This window comes from Tunturiibacter gelidiferens, from assembly GCF_013410115.1.
GTDB lineage: Bacteria > Acidobacteriota > Terriglobia > Terriglobales > Acidobacteriaceae > Edaphobacter > Edaphobacter gelidiferens.
In genome coordinates this window covers 860,860-878,198 of the sequence record NZ_JACCCV010000002.1, presented here as the reverse complement: position 1 = coordinate 878,198, position 17,339 = coordinate 860,860, and the positions used below count along the sequence as shown (strand labels likewise).

The window sequence follows — 17,339 nt, the reverse complement described above, 5'->3', positions numbered from 1 at the left end:
GAGACTAGCTATTATTTAGAGGAGAATTGGAAGTCATCCGTTAGATCGCCGATTGCTGGGCTGTTCGTCGGGACGTAGGGGCTGCTGGCTTTCTGGATCGGGTTCGGCAGGTTGTCGCGGCTGCGGTCGGAGATGGTTGGAAGTCCCCAGTTCTTCTCGATGTACTTCATGAGTGAGACGTGATCGCCGTACTCGTGCGAGACGTGGCCGCCCACAGAGTACTTCGACACAACGATGAGAGGGATGCGGGTACCGTCGCCGAAGAAGTCGACGGGCTGGATGTAGCCGGAGTCATAGTATCCGCCGCCCTCGTCGAAGGTGACGAAGATAGCAGTGTCGGCCCAGAGGGTCGGGTTGGCTTTGACGCCGTCGATGATCTTCTTGGTGAAGCCTTCGAAGAGGTCGAGTTTGGAAGATGCCGGGTGACCATCGTTGAAGCCGCTGGGCTTGACGATGGAGACTGGCGGCAGGTTGCCGGTGTCGATGTCCTCATAGAGCTCAGTCGTGTCCGCGATGTAGGTCTGGCGGGCGGCCTGGGTCCCCATGAACTGGGTCTGGTACTGGAAGGGGTTGCAGATGTTGCAATACGCATCGAAGGAGTTCGACTCGGTGGGATCGGTTACGTAGAGATCCCAGTTCTCGCCGAAGTATTTGAAGGGAACATTGTGAGCGACGAGGTCGTCGCCGATGCTCTTCTGGCTGGTTGGTGGAATGGTGAAGGGCGAGTACTGCGAGGTGAGGGTACCGTCGCCGTTGTAGCCGGGGTTGTAGTTATTGACGAGGTAGTAGTCACCCTTGACGCAGTTGGACTTCACTGGCCGCTTGAGGGACTGGAGGTAGTTGGTCACTGCAGGGACACCTGGCTGGCTGATGTCTCCGCAGTTGACGTAGCTGCCGCCGCCGTAGCCATCCTGATCATAGAAGTCATTGGTGGCGGGCTGGGGGTTGGGGTTCTCCACCTGGTTGGTTGGGGGCTTCGCGGCAACGCCCTTGCTGTTGGTGTAGAAGATGGCGTCGCCGAAGCCGAACATGATGTGGTTGGCGCCGGTGCCGCCCATGACGGACTGGTGGAAGTTATCGCTGATGGTGTACTCGTCAGCGAGCTTCTTGAAGTACGGAGCGTCGCCCTGGGCCATGTTGTAGAAGCCCATGGAGGTGGCGCCTTCGCCGGTGGTCGTTTCGTTGAAGTTGGCTGGCTGCTTGGCTCCATTGCCGCCGGTGCCAACCGAGACTTCAACCCAGGGGAAGAGGTCGTTCAAGCAACCGCTGGCGTTGTCTTCGGTGGCGTAGTCGGCGTTGCAGTCCGTCTGCTGCCACATCTGAAAGAAGCGGTGCACAGGGCTGTTGGTGTAGGCGTCGTACGGCATTTTGGGTCCGCTGAGCTGGAAGACACCTTCGCGCAGGTTCGTGTCGTTCGTAATGCGAGTGTCGGGCTTGCCGCCGGCGATACCGGTTGCGCCAGTCAACAGAAACTTGTCATAACCAGCAGCGAGACCGGTATCTGCAAGTTCGGCGACCTTGAGCGTAGTGAAAGGAGCGCTGGTTTCGCTGGGTTTTTCAGGACCTCCAGCGAGAGCCGCCGGAAGCGTGCTGTAGATGCTCTTGGACTGAGGGCTATTGGAATACTTTCCGTTGTCGGCGGTGGTGGTGTCGAGGGCCGAGAACTGCGCGGAGAGCGAGTAGTTTGGGCCGGCCTTGCCGTTGGCATTGACGATGCCTTTGGAGAGGAGGTTCGAGACGGTCTCGCCTTCCTTGGGCTTGTAGGTCGCGTAGACGTGATCGAAGGTACGGTTTTCGCCGATGATGATGATGACGTGCTTGATGGGGGTCTTTGTTTCGGGGACAGCAGTTTGGGCGTAGGCGGATTGTGGCAGTCCCGCAAACACTTGCAGCGCAATCAACATCATCGCGCCGCACTTCAAGGTCCCGTTAGGGGCGTTGACAGTACGTTTCAAAGTGATACCTCCGGAAAACTGAGGGAACGGATTGAGCCGTTGGGGAATACAACCTCAGTGGGATAACCGTAGAGGTATCAGCATGCTTGATGTGTCACGCCAAAATGAAATGATCAATAATTACGATTACATTGTTCGTCGCATTTCGTCGCGCCAAATATCATTTTGAAAAGTAACATTCCGTTCATTCGGTATTCACTGTTCAAGCGATGCAAGATTGAATCTTGCGATCTAGACGACGACTTTGTAGGGTCTCATCATCTCGTTGTCTTCGTGCTCCAGGATGTGACAGTGCCAGACGTAGAGGAGTTCGTCGCCGGGAGAGACCGGTGCTCCGTGGGGGAGATCGAAGCGCATGATGACGCGGGTGACATAGCCTGGGTAGGACTTGATCGTATCTTTGTAAGCGGGGCGCTCATTGCTTTCTGGCGCCATTGGCTTTCCGGTGAAGACGAGCTTACCGGTCTGCTGGTAGGTTGGCACGTCGAAGGCCTGGCGATTCAAGACCTGGAAGCGCACGAGGTGGACGTGCAGGGGATGAACGTCGCCAGTAGTGTTGACGAAGGACCAGATCTCGGTCGAACCGGCCTTCGGATCTTCGGTGATGGGCTCATGCCAGCGCGCATTTCCCAGAAGGCCGATGATAACGTAGCCGTCGGAGGGGCGCTCTTTTTCTGAGACGAGGAGGAGACGCTCCCGGGTTTCGTAGTTGGGGGAGAGCGGCTCGAAGGGTACGAGCGTTTCAGGGACTACGCTGGTGTCTCTGCCCGAGAGAGGTTTGGTCACCTTGAAGAGCATGACGTCCTCGGTGAGGTACTGGCCGCCCATCGTATAGGGGGCAGGGGCGTCGTTGACGAGCGAGAAAGATTTGCCTTCACAGCTGGAAAAGTCGACGACAATATCGAAGCGCTCGGCTGGTCCGATGAGGAGGTAGTGGAGTTCGAGAGGGGCAGGGAGCAGACCGCCGTCGGTGCCGACCTGCTGGAAGGACGGCACGTCCAAGGAGTCATTCTGAACCTTGCCGGCAGCGTTGGAGTTGAAGAGTCGCAGGTGGTAAAAGCGTGCATTAGCGGCGTTGACGATGCGGAAGCGGTACTTGCGTGGCTCGACCTCGAGGAACGGTGCGACTTTCCCGTTGACACAGTTGTAGTCGCCGTAAAATTCCTGGATCCAGACCGGGTGTTCCTTCGGACCGTTGACAACTTTCGGGTAGAAGAGCGAGCCGTCATGGTGGAAGAGGCGGTCTTGCAACATGAGGGGAATCTCGAAGTCGCCCTGCGGCAGATTGAGTGCTCTCTCCGCGTCGTCGCGAATGAGATAGGTGCCTGCCAGACCAGCGTAGACGTTCAGCCGAGTGATCCCAAGGCAGTGATCGTGATACCAGAGGGCAGTAGAAGGTTGGCAGTTGGGATAGGCAGAGGGGCGCGGGTTGAACTTTGACCCATGCGGCCCATGTTCGCCTTGCGCGGTGAACCATGCTTCGGGGTAGCCGTCGTCGTCCGGCATTGTGCAGGCGCCGTGGAGGTGCGCCACATTGCGGACAGCAGGCAGGGACGATTCGGCTCCGTGGATGGAGTGATCGATGGGAAGCAGATGCGTAGAGGGGAGCTTGCTGATCCAGTTGACGCTGAGAGGTTTGCCGCCTTCGGCCTCTATGGTTGGACCGGGCCAGCATCCGTCATATCCCCAGAGGGTTGTGGGCGGGAGATCCCGATGCACCTTCTGTTGAAACTGGCGCATTTCGATGTCGATGACTTCGGCTGGTTTGCCGGTTGCGCGGATAGTTGGCGGAATGGGAAGGGCATCGACGTAGGGCGTAAGCTTGACTCCGCTGCGTACCTGCGCGGGTGAAGCCATCGCCTGTTGCATCGCCGGCACGGTCTTGCTGAGGGTGAACCCAGCAGCGGTGGTGAGGCCCCTTTGGAGAAGGCGGCGTCTGCTTAGCATCGTATGCGGCCGGGACCGGATGGGATTATTGCGAGGGGAAAGTCCATTAATTGCGGTTCAATCTGCTTGTTTTCAATCTTCCTGCACCAAGAAAACAGTAGTCTGACTTTGTTACGACACGATGAAGGTATCCGAATTCGGCGTGAAGGCAAATAGAATGAGGAGACATGCCGAGGTCGACACTATCCGTTGCCATCATTACGCTGAATGAAGAAGCCAACCTCGCGCGGACGCTCGCTAGCGTGCATTTTGCGGATGAAGTGGTGGTGGTGGATTCGGGATCGACTGATCGTACGTCGGAGATTGCGAAGTCGTTCGGAGCGAAGGTCTTTACGGAGCCGTGGAAGGGTTTTGCGAAACAGAAGAACTCTGCTATTGAAAAATGTGTGGGTACGTGGGTTCTTTCGCTTGACGCGGACGAAGAGCTAACGGTTGAGCTTCAGAGAGAGATCGGTCAGATGCTTGAGGCAGATCCTCAGGCCCTGCCGCAGATAGATGGCTACCGGCTTCGGCTGCGACATGTCTTTCTCGGGCGCTGGATGCGTCACGGGGGCTACTATCCGGATTTTAAGTTGCGCTTGTTTCGTCGTATGACCAGCTCTGGTGCGGTCTGCTTCACCGATCGCCCGGTGCATGAGTCTGTGCAGATTGCGGGTGGGGTTGAGACGATGAAGAATGACTTTCTCCACCATGGCTATCCCGATTTAAATATCTATCTTGAACACATGAACCGGTATAGCAGTCTTGGCGGCCAGATGGTTGCTGCGAAGGGGAAGGTCAGCCGTTCGTGGGTAGCTTTCTGCTGGAATGTTGCTTTGGTCCCGATCCTGACGTTTGTCTGGAACTTTGGGTTTCGCCTGGGTTTTCTGGACGGTCGCGAGGGGCTACTACTTCATCTTTACCATTCGGCCTATATCAGTTGGAAGTATGCGAAGGCGTGGCAGATCGGGAGTCATGCAGGTGACACCTAGAGCATTCACACTCATGAGGGCGATGTTATGTCGGCCTCATATCAAGGTCGCGGCTCGATGACCTGAGTGTGGCGGATTGGAAGAGATAGACAGCAAGAATGGTCATGAGTGGTTCGAGCGGGTGGCGAAAGCGTGCCTGGACGGTGACGAAGTAGTAGGTAAGCGGTAGAAGTGCAAAAGCCCACGCGAAGAGGATGGCTCCCGGGATGCGTTGCTTCAGCGCCAAGAAAAGACCTAGAAGCGCGGCGAGGCTGACAAAACTGTAGTTCAGAACGCGGAAAGCTTCGTTGAGAACTCCTTTTTCGGGTGGTTTGGGGACGCTGATCCAGTAAAAATAAAACCGCTTGAGGGCGAGTTCGAAGAAGCGCAGTTTGTGGGTGCGGATATGTTCGCGCGCGAGCTTTCCTTCACGCTGGACGTAGGCGTATTCGCCCATATTTTTGTATTCAAGATACTCCGGGCAGACGTCGCAGACGGGCACTCTAGTGCCGACGGTGAATCCGTTATAGGAGTCGAGAACGGAGTCGTGCAGTTCTGCGCCGAGGTTGCCGCGAATCGGGATGAAGGCGCGAAATACTTTTTGGTTGCGGATCATCCACGGGGCGAGACAGGCGACGAAGATAAGTGCTGCGATGATGGCTTTTCCAATTGCGGGGCTGAGCGTCGCCTTCTGCTTCGCTGCACCAAGGAGCATCCATACACCACAGACTGGAAGGAAGAGGAGAATGGTCGAGTTCAGGAGCGCGATCATTCCCCAGAAAAGTCCGAAGAGGCACCATCGAAGGTTGGTTTGAGGGTTCGGCTCTGGAGGATCTTCGCCTATGTTGCGAACACGAAGGGCAATAGTGATTACAGCGGAGAACAGCAGAGCTGTAAGGGCCATGTCCCAGACCCAGTGAACGGCATATTGCAGAGCGGCAGGATAGAGCGCCCAAAGCCATGCTGACCACAGGGCGATGTTACGAGCTCGTCCGGTGGGTCGAAAGCATCTTGCGGCAATCTCAAATATAAGTGGAGCCGTTGCTGCGGAGAAGATGCTATTGATGGTCAGGATTACCCAGGCGGACTTCGCGCTGTAGACGCCGAAGATCTTGAAGACGCCGGCAAGCAGCAGAGGATACAGAGGCGGTACCCATGCGGTGGGCCCGGAATGACCAGTGAAGGGGTCAGCGTAACCGAAGCCGGTGACTAGTGCGCGGGCGATGCGGCCCATCTCCCAGCCGAACTGAAGGTGATCCTCCGACGGGCGGATGCGATAGGTGTGGGCGAGAGTGATGTAGAGGACGCGGAGGAGCAGTCCGATCCAGAAGATGTGCCAAGGCGCTCGAAAAGAAAGGGACTGTCGTTGTGTCTGTGGGCTTGGCATTCGCTGATTCCCCGCGTTTAGCTGCGGTCGCCGCGAGGCTGCGCGATGACAAGACCGCGAGGGGTAGGTAAGAAGACGACGGAGAGAAGACCTTCCGATTCCATCGACTTCGCCGCGTCACGGACGACTTTGTGGTGCGAACTGGCGTCGTGCATGAGGATGAGGCCATTGGGATTGATCTGGGGGAGAAAGCGCTTAACCTCCTGCTCACGGATAGGCATGTCGGAGTCGGAGAAGAAGAGATCGATCGTGCCGTCGATCTTCATCTCGAGGCTGGACTGGTTGCGAAGTTCGATCCAGGGGTTGAGGGGGGAGGCTTCGAGGCGTTCTTTTGCGCGAGCGTAGACGACTGGGTCGAACTCGCAGCTGATGACCTTGCCGAAGCCGTTGCGTTCGAGGCCTCTTGCAACCCATTCTGTTGAGACACCGAGGAAAGATCCTGTTTCAACGACCAGCTTGGGTTTTATGGTGGTGACCAGCGTCGCAAGGAACTCCAGGACCTCGAGCTCGGCGGTCATGGAGTCGATCATGCTCCAGTGCTCGGGCTGGGGGCACTCGGGGGTGGCGCGGTGTGATTCAGGTTGAAGCATACCGGCGGCGCGATCATGCCGGAGCATGATCTTGTGTTCCTGCTTTATCTTCTTGCTGAATAGACCCATGCGAAAACTCCCTGATCATCCATTATGCGGGATCGGAAGGAGCAACGAGGAGTGGACGAAGAACTTCGTCGATATCCGGATTTTGACCAGCATTATGCGGCAACCCTCCGCGCAATGAAAAAAATGTAGATAATGGCGAACGAGCGGGCAGCCGCAATTTCGACTTTTGTGGCTCTTCCCGAGTGAGATAAATCGAACAGCAAGCCAGGAGAAAACGCTGCATGAGTAAGACGTTCGCGGGGCAACTGATATCGGAAGCAATGGCTATGTTTATCATTATTGCCTTCGGCGACTCGGTCGCGGCAATGTACACGCTCTATAGTCCAAGCCCCTACCAGCAGGCATATTGGGGAGTGTGCATTGCGTGGGGGCTGGCCGTAACGATCGCTATCTATACGACGACTTCGGTGAGTGGTTGCCACGGTAATCCCGCTGTTACGCTGGCACTCGCGGTATACCGGCGGTTTTCCTGGAGTAAAGTGATCCCGTATTGCCTTGCGCAAGTGACCGGAGCCTTTCTGGGCGCGGGGATCGTATACACACTGTTCTCCCCAGTGATCGACAACTTCAATCTGACGAATCACCTTACGAGAGCGGCCGGCGGGGCTGCGGGGGTCTTCTTCACTCACCCCGGCCTGGCGATTACGCCCATGCACGCCTTTAGCGACGAGATCATCCTGACTGCATTTTTGATCTTTGGCATTTTCGCGATTACTGAGCAGTACAACGAAATGGCGCCCGGTGCGAATGCGGGAGCGTTGATGATTGGTTTTCTGGTGGCGTTGATTGGCGCTTCGATGGGTTACCTGGAGGCCTGGGCGATCAATCCTGCTCGCGATTTTGGACCGCGACTGTTCTGTTTTCTCATGGGCTGGGGCGCTTCTGCGTTGCCGTCGCCACAGAGTTATTGGTGGATTCCAATCGTCGCGCCGCTGCTCGGAGGACTTGTGGGCGGCGGAACCTACCAACTTCTGATCCGGCCCTTTCTGCCAGCGAGAAAGAAAGCATTGCTCGACGCCATGAAGGCATAACGTTCGATGCAGGTAAGTCGTCCTTCAAGCCACGAGCATCAAAGGAGACAAGATGAAGTATGTACTTTCGCTCGATCAAGGAACGACGAGCTCCCGCGCCATCCTCTTCGACCACGACGGACAGATCGCGGGGACTGCATCGCACGAGTTTCCGCAGATCTATCCGAACAGTGGCTGGGTAGAGCATGATCCTTTTGACATTCTCACCTCGCAGCTCGGCACTGCGGTTGAGGTGATGGGCAAAGCGCGAGTACGTCCAAGAGATGTCATCGCACTTGGAATCACCAATCAGCGGGAGACTACCGTCGTTTGGGATCGCGAGACGGGGAAGCCGGTGTACAACGCCATCGTCTGGCAGGACAGCCGTACCGCTGCCCTGACGAAAAAGCTTGCCGACGATGGAGCGGAGGACACGGTGCGGCAGAAAACGGGGCTTCTGTTGAGCCCTTACTTCTCCGCGAGCAAGGTCGCCTGGATACTGGAGAATGTTGGTGGAGCGCGCGCTCGGGCCGAGGCAGGAAAACTTGCCTTCGGGACGGTCGACAGCTGGCTGGTGTGGAATTTGACCAGTGGGAAACGTCACGTCACAGATCGCACCAATGCGTCGCGAACTCTTCTCTACAACATCGTTGAGGACCGGTGGGACGACGATCTGCTGAAGCTCTTCAATATTCCAAAGAGTCTTTTGCCTGAAGTTGTCTGGTCGAACGAGAACGTAGGGCAGGTGACGACCTCGCTTGGTCTAGGCGAGGTAGAGATCGCAGGAATCGCTGGCGACCAGCAGTCGGCCTTGTTTGGGCAGCTTTGTGTCTCTCCTGGCGACGCCAAAAATACCTATGGTACGGGTTGCTTCCTGCTGCAGCATATTGGCGGTAAGTTCGCGCTTTCGGGCCACCGGCTGATTACAACGCTTGCGTGTAGCACCGATCGGAAGCTGGCCTATGCGCTTGAGGGCAGCATCTTCATAGGCGGAGCGGTGGTGCAGTGGCTTCGAGACAACATGAAGTTTTTCCGGAAGTCCTCGGAGGTGGAGGCCATCGCGGCCTCTGTGCCTGACTCGGATGGTGTGGTCTTTGTTCCTGCATTTACCGGCCTTGGAGCGCCGTACTGGGATGCGCAGGCAAGAGGCCTGATCATTGGCCTGCAGCGCGGTACACAAATCGCCCACATAGCGAGAGCCGCCATCGAGAGCATCGCATTTCAGGTTGCGGACGTTCTTCGAGTGATGGACTCCGATACAAAAAATCCCTTCACGGAGCTTCGCGTAGATGGGGGAGCCGCAGCCAACGACGACCTCATGCAGTTTCAGGCCGACCTGTTGGGTGTCCCGGTTCATCGGCCCGCTGTGCTTGAGACGACTGCGCTTGGCGCTGCCTATCTGGCCGGTCTCTCCAGCGGATTCTGGAACAGCATCGACGAGTTGAAACAGCATCGCAAGGCTGACACGATCTTCGAGCCGAAGACCGATAAGAAACAGATGCAAAAGCTGCAGGAAAATTGGAGAGAAGCCGTCGAGCGTTCTCGCCACTGGAACAAGGAGAGCAGATGAATCGCGATGAGATGGTAGCCCGTGTACGGAACAGGAAAGAACCCTGGGACATTGTGGTGATCGGCGGAGGAGCTACAGGGGCCGGAGTTGCCGTCGACGCAGCATCGCGAGGTTATGACGTGCTGCTTCTGGAGCGGGAAGACTTTGGCAAAGGAACCTCGAGTCGCGCAACCAAGCTCGTTCATGGTGGCGTCCGCTATCTTGAGCAAGGGAACGTCTCGCTTGTGATGGAAGCGTTGAAGGAGCGGGGAATCCTCCTGCGGAACGCTCCACACATCGTGAAAGACCTGAAATTTATCGTTCCAAACTACTCCTGGTGGGAGGCGCCGTTCTACGGAATTGGGATGAAGGTCTACGACTTTCTTGCAGGCAAATACAGCTTCGGCGCATCCAAGGTACTTTCACTCGAAGAGACGATGCAGCTTTTGCCCACGATTCGCAAGGACGGCTTGCGCGGCGGGGTGATGTACCACGACGGGCAGTTTGATGACACGCGTCTCCTGATCAATCTGATGACAACTGCCGCAGAGCATGGAGCGGCCCTGTTGAACTACGCAGGCGTTATCGAGCTGAAGAAAGATGAGTCGGGGTTCGTGCAAGGGGTGGTGGCGGTAGATGGTGAAAGCGGAGAAAAGTATGAAATTACGGCTCGTTGCGTGGTGAATGCCACAGGCATCTTCACTGATGAAATTCGCCGGTTCGCCGAACCCGGGGCCGAGCAAATGATGGCACCCAGCCAGGGGATTCATCTTATGTTCGACCGGTCCTTCTTGATCGGGGACACGGCTCTGCTGGTGCCCCATACCGACGATGGACGCGTACTGTTTGCTGTCCCGTGGCACAACCGGACTCTGGTCGGTACCACGGATACGCCCATCGAGACGGTCTCGTACGAACCGCTACCCTTTGAGGAAGAGATCGAGTTCGTCCTTGAGACTGCGGGCCGCTACCTGAGCCACAAGCCGACTCGAGAGGATATTCTCAGCGTTTATGTCGGCATCCGGCCGCTGGTAAAGGCTGCTGGAGCCAGCGATGGAAAAACTTCCTCGCTCTCTCGCGACTACACGATTCACATTGACCACTCCGGTCTGCTCACAATCGTCGGTGGGAAGTGGACGACCTATCGGCATATGGCCGAAGATTGTGTCGATCACGCCACGACCCTTGGTCGACTGGACGAAAGGCCTTGTGTTACGGCTACTATGCATCTTCACGGCTACCATCAGCATCCTGAGGAATTTGGCAGTTTGTCAGTATATGGAGCAGACGCTCCAGCAATTCTTGAACTTGCAAAAGAAAACCCGGAGCTCGCCAAACCGCTGCATCCTGATCTTCCTTACATTGCCGCAGAGGTCGTTTGGGCCGCACGAAACGAGATGTCTCGCACGTTGGACGATGCACTAGCGCGGCGCACTCGTGCGCTCCTATTGAACGCGCGTGCCGCAATAGCGATAGCGCCTGAGGTCGCATCTTTACTCGCTAGAGAACTCGGCAAGGATGCAGCGTGGGTCGAGGAGCAGGTGAGAATCTTTGGCGCGCTCGCAGCCCAGTACATTCCTCAGGGTACTAAATATCCGACCGCACCCCCTCCTATTGTGTGAGATTTTGCAAACGATGAGGCTTAGATACGGAGGATTTCGTTTGTGCCCAAGAGGGACTTCGTTCGATCACGCGGATTTTTGTATATGAACCAAGGCGGCCACCAGGAGATCGAGGTCGGCGGGATTGACGTCGCTGACGGCAACAATACGCAGGTCTGATGTGGTGGCGGTTTGGAGATTGAAACCTGCACGTGTATTGGGCAATGTTGTGAGGGTGGGGCTGGTGGATCGTTGCGTTAGGAAGATGGAGACTTCATGTCTGTGAATGGTGAAGAGGAGCAGTGCGGCCGGTTGTCCGTTGAGGTAGGTGAGGTCGGCTCCTTTTAGGATGGTATCGGGCGGCAGGGAGTCGGGAAGGTTGAAGCTAAAGGGAAGACGACCTTGAAACCACGGTTTAACGGTGTGCCGATCGGTCGAGATGACTTGTGGGGCCGCTCCGTTGGAGAGAGTTGCGAGGTGCTGGTCGAGGAGTTCTGCGGCGAGGTTGTTGGTTGGATGCAGCTGACGCCAACCGAGGAGTGAGAGGGCAAGAAGGATACCCGCAGCGAGGGCTGTCCAGACTGCGGGACGGAAGTGAGAGATGGTTGCAAACGTTTTCGGTTGCGTTTGCGCGGTCTGCGTTTGGTGCGAATGGAGCCGGGTGGTAAGGCGGGCGAGGGCTTCAGGCGGCGGGGCGAATCGTTGCCCGGCGCGGACGGTGGCGGCCTTGAGTCGTGTCGCGGAGAGGACGCGGAGCGTGCAGGCATGGCAGGTGGAGAGATGAAGCTGAATTCCGTCCTGCTCGCTCGATGAGAGTTCGCCGTCGATAAAGGCGTTGAGCTCGTCTGGATTGAGATGTTCCATTGACCGATTGTTTTGCGACATCTGATTCATAGGGATTCCCCAAATTGCGGTTGCAAGAGTTGACGGAGGGAGCTGCGGGCGCGTGAAACGCGCGACATAACCGTGCCGATGGGGACGTCGAGGATGAGGGCGATGTCTTTGTATTTGATCTCTTCAACGTCGCAGAGGAGCAAAACTTCGCGAAGTTGTGACGGAAGCTGATCGAGTGCGATGTTGAGAGCGGCCTGGTTGTCGAGACGAATGAGAGTGTCTTCCGGGGTGGGGCCAGCGTTGGTGGTGTCGAGTGTTTCGGGATTGTCTTCGAGGTAGACGGTGCGGGAGGCGGCGATGCCAGTGCGCGAGGTGAGAAAGGTGTTTCGAAGAATGCGGAAGACCCAGGCCTTGAAGTTGGTGCCGGACTGGAAGGAGTCGAAGGCACGGAGAGCCTTGGAGAAGGTCTCCTGCACGAGATCTTCGGCCTCGGCTTGATCATGAGTGAGCCAGAAGGCGTGGTTGTAGAGCGATGCGAAGAGAGGAAGCGCGAGTCGCTCGAAATCTGCGCTGCGGGTGTTTTCAGAGAGCATGGTGCGGTTTGCCTCGAGCTGGCTGGGGTTATGGACTGCGGTCCAGGGGGCGGACCCAGACCAGGATTGATCCCAACGACTACCAGGCTCAGCAGCTTTGAGGATCATAGCAAAGTCAGGCGAGCAGGATGCCCGGGGGATGGAGGAATGGGCGTTGTGTACGGTTTCAGGGGTCATGGTGTGAGGATCAGCATGAGACGAATATCAAGGATTGGTAGCGAAAACGCATGTCGGAACCTTGGCTGAAGAGAAGTCTTGTATCACTCCTCAAACTAAAGATGAGAGGCGGATTTATTCCATGCGATTTACAGCGTTCTAGAAATGAGCGCGAGACTTGCCGTCCCTCGGCTACAGCAGACAAACAGACATCTTTGCTAACCATAATGATGACGGATTATTCCTCGCGCTTTTTCTTTGGACGGACGGGAATAAACGCGCGTCTCGCCAGTTTAGGAGGGTGTAGGCGATCAAAAACAAACGGAGCTTGATATGAGTCGGTTCAAAGAAGACGAAGTAATGCGGGCAGACCAGGGTGCTGCGCGATCCGCGGGAGATGGCATCGATCGGCGCAATTTTTTAGGGTGTATGGCATGGGCCGGCACAGGGCTCCTGTGGTCGATGGCTGGCGGCGTGCCAACTTCGACGTTGTTAGCGCAGACGATGAAGGGTGGTGCTGCTGCTGGGGTTGGTAAGGTGGAGGACTTCTCCTTTGTGCAGATTAGCGACAGCCACATTGGTTTCAATAAAGGTGCCAACCCGGATGTAACAGGAACGCTGAAGAAGGCGATTGACAGGGCCAATATTGTGCCTGCCGGCATGAAGGCTCCCGATTTCATGCTTCACACCGGCGACATCACGCAGAATTCGAAAGCAGCGGAGTTCGATACCGCGTCGCAGGTCATTAAAGGGTTCAAGAACGAAGTGTTCTATGTGCCGGGAGAGCACGACTATATCGACGATGGTGCGCAGTACAAACAACGTTTTGGCAAGGGCACTGTGGGCAATGGTTGGTACAGCTACAACCACAAAGGGGTTCACTTTGTAGGCTTGAACAACTGCGTGCAAGTAGATGCGATGGGGAATATGGGCGATGACCAATTGAAGTGGCTGAAGTCTGACCTGGCCGGGTTGAGCCACTCGACCCCTATCGTGGTCTTCGCGCATATTCCTTTGTGGATGGTCTATGAGAAGTGGGGATGGGGCACGAAGGATGGAGAGCAGGCGCTGGCCATGCTGAAGCCCTTTGGTTCGGTGACGGTTCTGAACGGTCACATCCACCAGGTGGTGCAAAAGGTTGAAGGCAATGTGGCCTTCCACACGGCAATGGCGACGGCGTTTCCGCAGCCTGCACCGGGAGCAGCGCCGAACCCAGGGCCGATGATGGTTCCAGCGGGCAAGCTGGAGAGTGTGCTTGGAGTGACCAAAGTCAAGGTCGTTCGAGGACATACTCATCTGGCTATTGTCGACACGAACCTGGCGGGGACTGTCTAGTGCGCCCGTGGACTGCTGCGGCATTGACCGTAGCCGTAGTAGTTGCTTTGGGGTATGTTCATCCGTTTGGGAATCCGCGTGTCGAGCCGGCGAAGGGGCTCGGCAAGCTGCTGGAGGGTGCGATTATGCCGGCAGACGCAAAGGCGGTGCTGGTGAACAAGTGTGCGGACTGCCACTCGAGCGAGACTCGCTGGCCAGTGTATGCGCGGATCGCTCCAGGATCGTGGCTGATCGAGCGCGACATCATCGAGGCACGCAAGAAGATGGACCTCTCAAAATGGGAACATATGCCGGCGGATAAGCAGGAGGTTTTGACTGCAAAGATCTTCGAAGAGGCAAAGAGCGGGGAAATGCCTCCGCTGCAGTATCGGTTGCTGCACTGGAATGCAAAGCTTTCCAAGGCCGATGTGCAAACGCTGTCTATGCTCGGCAAGAGTTCGGGTGGGAGCGAGGCGACATTGGCTGGGGATGGCGATGCGGTGCGGGGTAAAGCAGTGTTTGAGAAGCGGTGCACAGGCTGCCATGCGATGGCTGTCGACCGGGAGGGACCGAGGTTGGCCGGAGTGTATGGCAGAAGGGCCGGGATCATTGCGGGATTTACTTATTCCACGGGCTTGAAAAATTCTGCCGTGACTTGGAACGATGCGACCCTGGAGAAGTGGTTGAGCGATCCCGATTTGATGGTTCCGGACAACAATATGAGCTTTAGCGTTCCCAAGGCAGAAGAGCGGCGGGACTTGATCGCTTACCTGAAACAGTAGTGAGAGGTTGGCTGAAGATTGCAGGGAGAGCACATTTTGATGGCTGAGCGAGGTCATTGGCAGGATTGTGGATGTTCGCGTCGCATTGCTATTTCTGTGCAGGAGTAAAGCCGATCACTTGCGACGGAGCACGAATGATCAGCCTAACTATTGGCTAAGGAGCGAGGCGACTAGTTCCTGTGCGCTCCAGAGAATCCCACGAGCAACAGTAGCCGTGCAAACTCGTGCTTGTTCTTTCGCGAATCTCGGAGGATCGACATGATTCGTTTCAATCTCGTAGGCGTCGCATCGTTTCGCTCTACGTTGAGGCTAGGTCAGGTGCTCGCGCTTCTATTTGTGGGATTAGGTGCGAGTATCGCTCTGAGAGCTCAAAGCGTTAATCTCGTGTCTTTTTCTCCGTCGTTCGGTAATGGCTCAGAGCAGGTATTTGTGGCGACCTACTTCGTTCCCAGAGGTGTAACGGATGGGCAGTCGTTTTCTCTCTTTATTATGAACGGTGTTGCTCCGGGGAGTAAGAGAGGGTGGTCGTCAGATCAATGCATTTTGACCTACAACGTTAGTTCAGGCGTCATCCAGCTCGCCGAAGACTCGGGAGGTAAATTCCTCTCGACCACCGCCACCGCTGAAACTGCGCAAAGTGTTAGCAACTCTCAGTGCTCGGTGCTGGCCAGTCTATCTTCCGCAACCATCTCCGGCGACAGTGTGACGGTTAGATTTTTTGTAGCGTTTTCCGCTGCATTCAGGGGGGCTAAGCAACTATACCTGTCTGCTGATAGTAAAGGATGGATGGGAGATACAAATCCGCCGATACAAGTCGGAACTTATAACGTCACCGCCAGTGTGTCCTCGGTATTTATTTCGCCTTCTTCCGGTAGTGGTTCAGAGGAGACATTTATGGCGATATATTCAGACGTAACCTCTCAAATTCAATCCGTTTTCTTGAATCTGAAGAGTTCAGGCAATAACACCCTCGCCGCCAACGCATGTAAGTTGCGTTATGACCCCGGCTCGACTGACATTTTTCTTGTAAACGACGCTGGCACCAACTATGGCTCGCCACTAACATCCGGATCAACTGCCGTCCTTAGTAATAGTCAATGCACGTTGTTTGGTATAGGGACTTATGCGACCACCTTCGGTAACAACGTTATTGCTTATTTCAGGGTTTCTTTCGCCCCTGTATTTGTTGGCAAGAAGGAGATTACGTTGGGAGGGGTAGATCAGACTGGCGTTTCTACTTTTAGCAATCTGTCGCGTGGGACCTACATTGTCACCGCATCGTCCCCTGCCGCTTCTCAAACCTTCACGCTTACCAGCACGCCAGTCAACATTGCGGCCGCCGGAGGATCTGCAAATTCGGCCATCACGGTGTTTTCAAACGGAGGATTTAAAGGAAGTGTGGCATTGACATGTGCTGTCATCAGTCCTGGAGGATCGGCTTACCAACCTACTTGCCAGATTGTCGAACCTAGTACCGTATGGTTGGGCACATCGGCGACAGCAACCCTCGTTGTCAACACTACTGCCGCTTCGGCTTCCACGTCTCGGAGCACCGTGAAGCAACTCTCTGTCTTTTACAGCAGCGTCGCTGTAGCCCTCCTAGTTTTTTTTCGACCGCGTATCCGATGGAAACGGCAAACGATACTTCTCCTGCTGGTATTCACTATCGTTTCCGGAGCTGCCATCGGGTGTGGCAGGATCGATAGCCCAGTCATTGAACCCACCGGTTCCGGCGCAACAAATTCAGGTACGACCGTTGAGAACTATATCATTGCAGTAACGGGCACAAGCGGTTCAGTCACGGCAACGACAGCGGTGAGCGTCACCGTGAAATGAACGCTCGGGTAAGCCGGTAAACGAATATCATCGCCGATAAATCCTGACCGTTCATCAATCAAAAATTCGACATGGATTGCGTGTTTATAACGATTTGATACTCCACCTATAAGAAGCAAATATGGATTCTTCGCTTGCTTTCATCTCGAAAGTATCTGCCGGAATTTAAGCGGAACGCAGGGACCTGTATCGAGGGAAATGGGTTCGACGGAGGAGCGCGTTTATTCAGAATGAGAAGATGGAGAATGACTTGGGGGAGATGAGGGGGGAGCTTGGAATTTCGGGAAAAGAAGCGGTTCAAGACGCGGAGTGCTGCGGGGACGCTGGCGATGGGGGAGAGGGTAGCAGAGATGTTGCTGCCTGTGCCAAAGATGTTTGTGCTGCGAGGGGATTTGGGCGCGGGCAAGACTACGCTGGTGAAGGGGATTGCTGCGGCCCTTGGAGCAGCCTCGGAGGAGGAGGTGACCAGTCCTACTTTTACGCTTGTGCATGAGTACACAGGAAAGAAGGTCCGGCTGTTTCATCTGGATCTTTACCGGTTGGAGACGGAACGGGAGTTGTTGACGCTGGGACTGGAAGAGATGAGCGAGGAGCCAGATGCGCTTGTGTTGGTGGAGTGGGGCGAGAAGTTTCCGAGTGTCGTGGAGCGGGCCGATGGGGAGATCGTGATTGAACATGCCGGTGGGGATGAGCGCATGTTTTATGTGCGGGTGAAGGCGTAGAGCAGTTGTCTGTGATGCTTCAGTTGGAAACGGCGGCAAGGCGT

Annotated in this window: 14 protein-coding genes; 8 read left to right on the top strand and 6 right to left on the bottom strand. The window is 55.9% G+C overall.

All coding sequences use genetic code 11. The features are described 5' to 3' along the window. Nucleotides 1–11: 11 nt before the first annotated feature. Together HDF12_RS15655 and HDF12_RS15650 are read right to left on the bottom strand one after the other, a co-directional pair. Nucleotides 12–1,955 (bottom strand): alkaline phosphatase family protein, encoded by a 1,944-nt coding sequence (locus tag HDF12_RS15655; protein ID WP_257025697.1) that lies wholly within the window; start codon nucleotides 1,953–1,955, stop codon nucleotides 12–14. A gap of 231 nt (nucleotides 1,956–2,186) precedes the next feature. Next, nucleotides 2,187–3,902, bottom strand: coding sequence for a multicopper oxidase family protein (locus tag HDF12_RS15650; protein WP_179584859.1), 1,716 nt, complete (start codon nucleotides 3,900–3,902; stop codon nucleotides 2,187–2,189). A 167-nt stretch (nucleotides 3,903–4,069) separates the two neighbouring features. Between HDF12_RS15650 and HDF12_RS15645 the strand changes: the two genes are divergently transcribed. Beyond that, nucleotides 4,070–4,873, top strand: coding sequence for a glycosyltransferase family 2 protein (locus HDF12_RS15645; RefSeq protein ID WP_179584857.1), 804 nt, complete (start codon nucleotides 4,070–4,072; stop codon nucleotides 4,871–4,873). A gap of 25 nt (nucleotides 4,874–4,898) precedes the next feature. On the opposite strand, the gene HDF12_RS15640 is transcribed toward HDF12_RS15645, so the two are convergent. Beyond that, entirely contained in the window at nucleotides 4,899–6,239 is a 1,341-nt protein-coding gene (locus HDF12_RS15640; protein ID WP_218892479.1) for an ArnT family glycosyltransferase, read from the bottom strand. A gap of 17 nt (nucleotides 6,240–6,256) precedes the next feature. Beyond that, nucleotides 6,257–6,898, bottom strand: a complete 642-nt coding sequence (locus tag HDF12_RS15635; protein WP_179584856.1) for an O-methyltransferase — start codon at nucleotides 6,896–6,898, stop codon at nucleotides 6,257–6,259. 221 nt (nucleotides 6,899–7,119) lie between these two features. On the opposite strand from HDF12_RS15635, the gene HDF12_RS15630 reads away from it, so the two are divergent. From HDF12_RS15630 to HDF12_RS15620, 3 genes are read left to right on the top strand one after another with little or no spacing between them, the layout of a single operon-like run. Next, nucleotides 7,120–7,929 (top strand): MIP/aquaporin family protein, encoded by an 810-nt coding sequence (locus tag HDF12_RS15630; protein ID WP_179584855.1) that lies wholly within the window; start codon nucleotides 7,120–7,122, stop codon nucleotides 7,927–7,929. A gap of 52 nt (nucleotides 7,930–7,981) precedes the next feature. Continuing rightward, entirely contained in the window at nucleotides 7,982–9,478 is a 1,497-nt protein-coding gene (gene glpK, locus HDF12_RS15625) for a glycerol kinase GlpK (protein ID WP_179584854.1), read from the top strand. Next, entirely contained in the window at nucleotides 9,475–11,079 is a 1,605-nt protein-coding gene (locus HDF12_RS15620; protein WP_179584853.1) for a glycerol-3-phosphate dehydrogenase/oxidase, read from the top strand. The genes glpK and HDF12_RS15620 overlap by 4 nt, the downstream gene beginning before the upstream one ends. A 66-nt stretch (nucleotides 11,080–11,145) precedes the next feature. Here HDF12_RS15620 and HDF12_RS15615 read toward each other — a convergent pair whose 3' ends face one another. Both HDF12_RS15615 and HDF12_RS15610 read right to left on the bottom strand, forming a co-directional pair. Next, nucleotides 11,146–11,952, bottom strand: coding sequence for an anti-sigma factor family protein (locus HDF12_RS15615; RefSeq protein WP_179584852.1), 807 nt, complete (start codon nucleotides 11,950–11,952; stop codon nucleotides 11,146–11,148). Continuing rightward, nucleotides 11,949–12,662 (bottom strand): RNA polymerase sigma factor, encoded by a 714-nt coding sequence (locus HDF12_RS15610; protein WP_257025696.1) that lies wholly within the window; start codon nucleotides 12,660–12,662, stop codon nucleotides 11,949–11,951. The genes HDF12_RS15615 and HDF12_RS15610 overlap by 4 nt, the downstream gene beginning before the upstream one ends. A gap of 312 nt (nucleotides 12,663–12,974) precedes the next feature. On the opposite strand from HDF12_RS15610, the gene HDF12_RS15605 reads away from it, so the two are divergent. The 4 genes from HDF12_RS15605 to tsaE all read left to right on the top strand — a co-directional run bounded on the left by HDF12_RS15605 (nucleotide 12,975) and on the right by tsaE (nucleotide 17,295). After that, complete coding sequence (locus HDF12_RS15605; RefSeq protein ID WP_179584851.1) at nucleotides 12,975–13,976, top strand: metallophosphoesterase family protein; 1,002 nt, start codon at nucleotides 12,975–12,977, stop codon at nucleotides 13,974–13,976. After that, complete coding sequence (locus HDF12_RS15600) at nucleotides 13,976–14,737, top strand: heme-binding domain-containing protein (protein ID WP_179584849.1); 762 nt, start codon at nucleotides 13,976–13,978, stop codon at nucleotides 14,735–14,737. The genes HDF12_RS15605 and HDF12_RS15600 overlap by 1 nt, the downstream gene beginning before the upstream one ends. Nucleotides 14,738–14,995: 258 nt before the next feature. Beyond that, a complete protein-coding gene (locus HDF12_RS15595) occupies nucleotides 14,996–16,573 on the top strand; it encodes a hypothetical protein (protein WP_179584848.1) in 1,578 nt (525 codons plus the stop codon). 272 nt (nucleotides 16,574–16,845) lie between these two features. Continuing rightward, the gene (tsaE, locus tag HDF12_RS15590; protein ID WP_257025695.1) at nucleotides 16,846–17,295 is read left to right on the top strand and encodes a tRNA (adenosine(37)-N6)-threonylcarbamoyltransferase complex ATPase subunit type 1 TsaE; all 450 of its coding nucleotides are present in this window, start codon (nucleotides 16,846–16,848) and stop codon (nucleotides 17,293–17,295) included. Nucleotides 17,296–17,339 lie beyond the last annotated feature (44 nt).

What these genes read in the sequence shown, in the direction of transcription:
- HDF12_RS15640 (WP_218892479.1), bottom strand. Translation starts at nt 6,239, where the DNA reads ATGCCAAGCCCACAGACACAACGACAGTCCCTTTCTTTTCGAGCGCCT.
- HDF12_RS15605 (WP_179584851.1), top strand. Translation starts at nt 12,975, where the DNA reads ATGAGTCGGTTCAAAGAAGACGAAGTAATGCGGGCAGACCAGGGTGCT.
- HDF12_RS15650 (WP_179584859.1), bottom strand. Translation starts at nt 3,902, where the DNA reads ATGCTAAGCAGACGCCGCCTTCTCCAAAGGGGCCTCACCACCGCTGCT.
- HDF12_RS15610 (WP_257025696.1), bottom strand. Translation starts at nt 12,662, where the DNA reads ATGACCCCTGAAACCGTACACAACGCCCATTCCTCCATCCCCCGGGCA.
- HDF12_RS15630 (WP_179584855.1), top strand. Translation starts at nt 7,120, where the DNA reads ATGAGTAAGACGTTCGCGGGGCAACTGATATCGGAAGCAATGGCTATG.
- HDF12_RS15615 (WP_179584852.1), bottom strand. Translation starts at nt 11,952, where the DNA reads ATGAATCAGATGTCGCAAAACAATCGGTCAATGGAACATCTCAATCCA.
- HDF12_RS15595 (WP_179584848.1), top strand. Translation starts at nt 14,996, where the DNA reads ATGATTCGTTTCAATCTCGTAGGCGTCGCATCGTTTCGCTCTACGTTG.
- HDF12_RS15645 (WP_179584857.1), top strand. Translation starts at nt 4,070, where the DNA reads ATGCCGAGGTCGACACTATCCGTTGCCATCATTACGCTGAATGAAGAA.
- HDF12_RS15620 (WP_179584853.1), top strand. Translation starts at nt 9,475, where the DNA reads ATGAATCGCGATGAGATGGTAGCCCGTGTACGGAACAGGAAAGAACCC.
- HDF12_RS15635 (WP_179584856.1), bottom strand. Translation starts at nt 6,898, where the DNA reads ATGGGTCTATTCAGCAAGAAGATAAAGCAGGAACACAAGATCATGCTC.
- glpK (WP_179584854.1), top strand. Translation starts at nt 7,982, where the DNA reads ATGAAGTATGTACTTTCGCTCGATCAAGGAACGACGAGCTCCCGCGCC.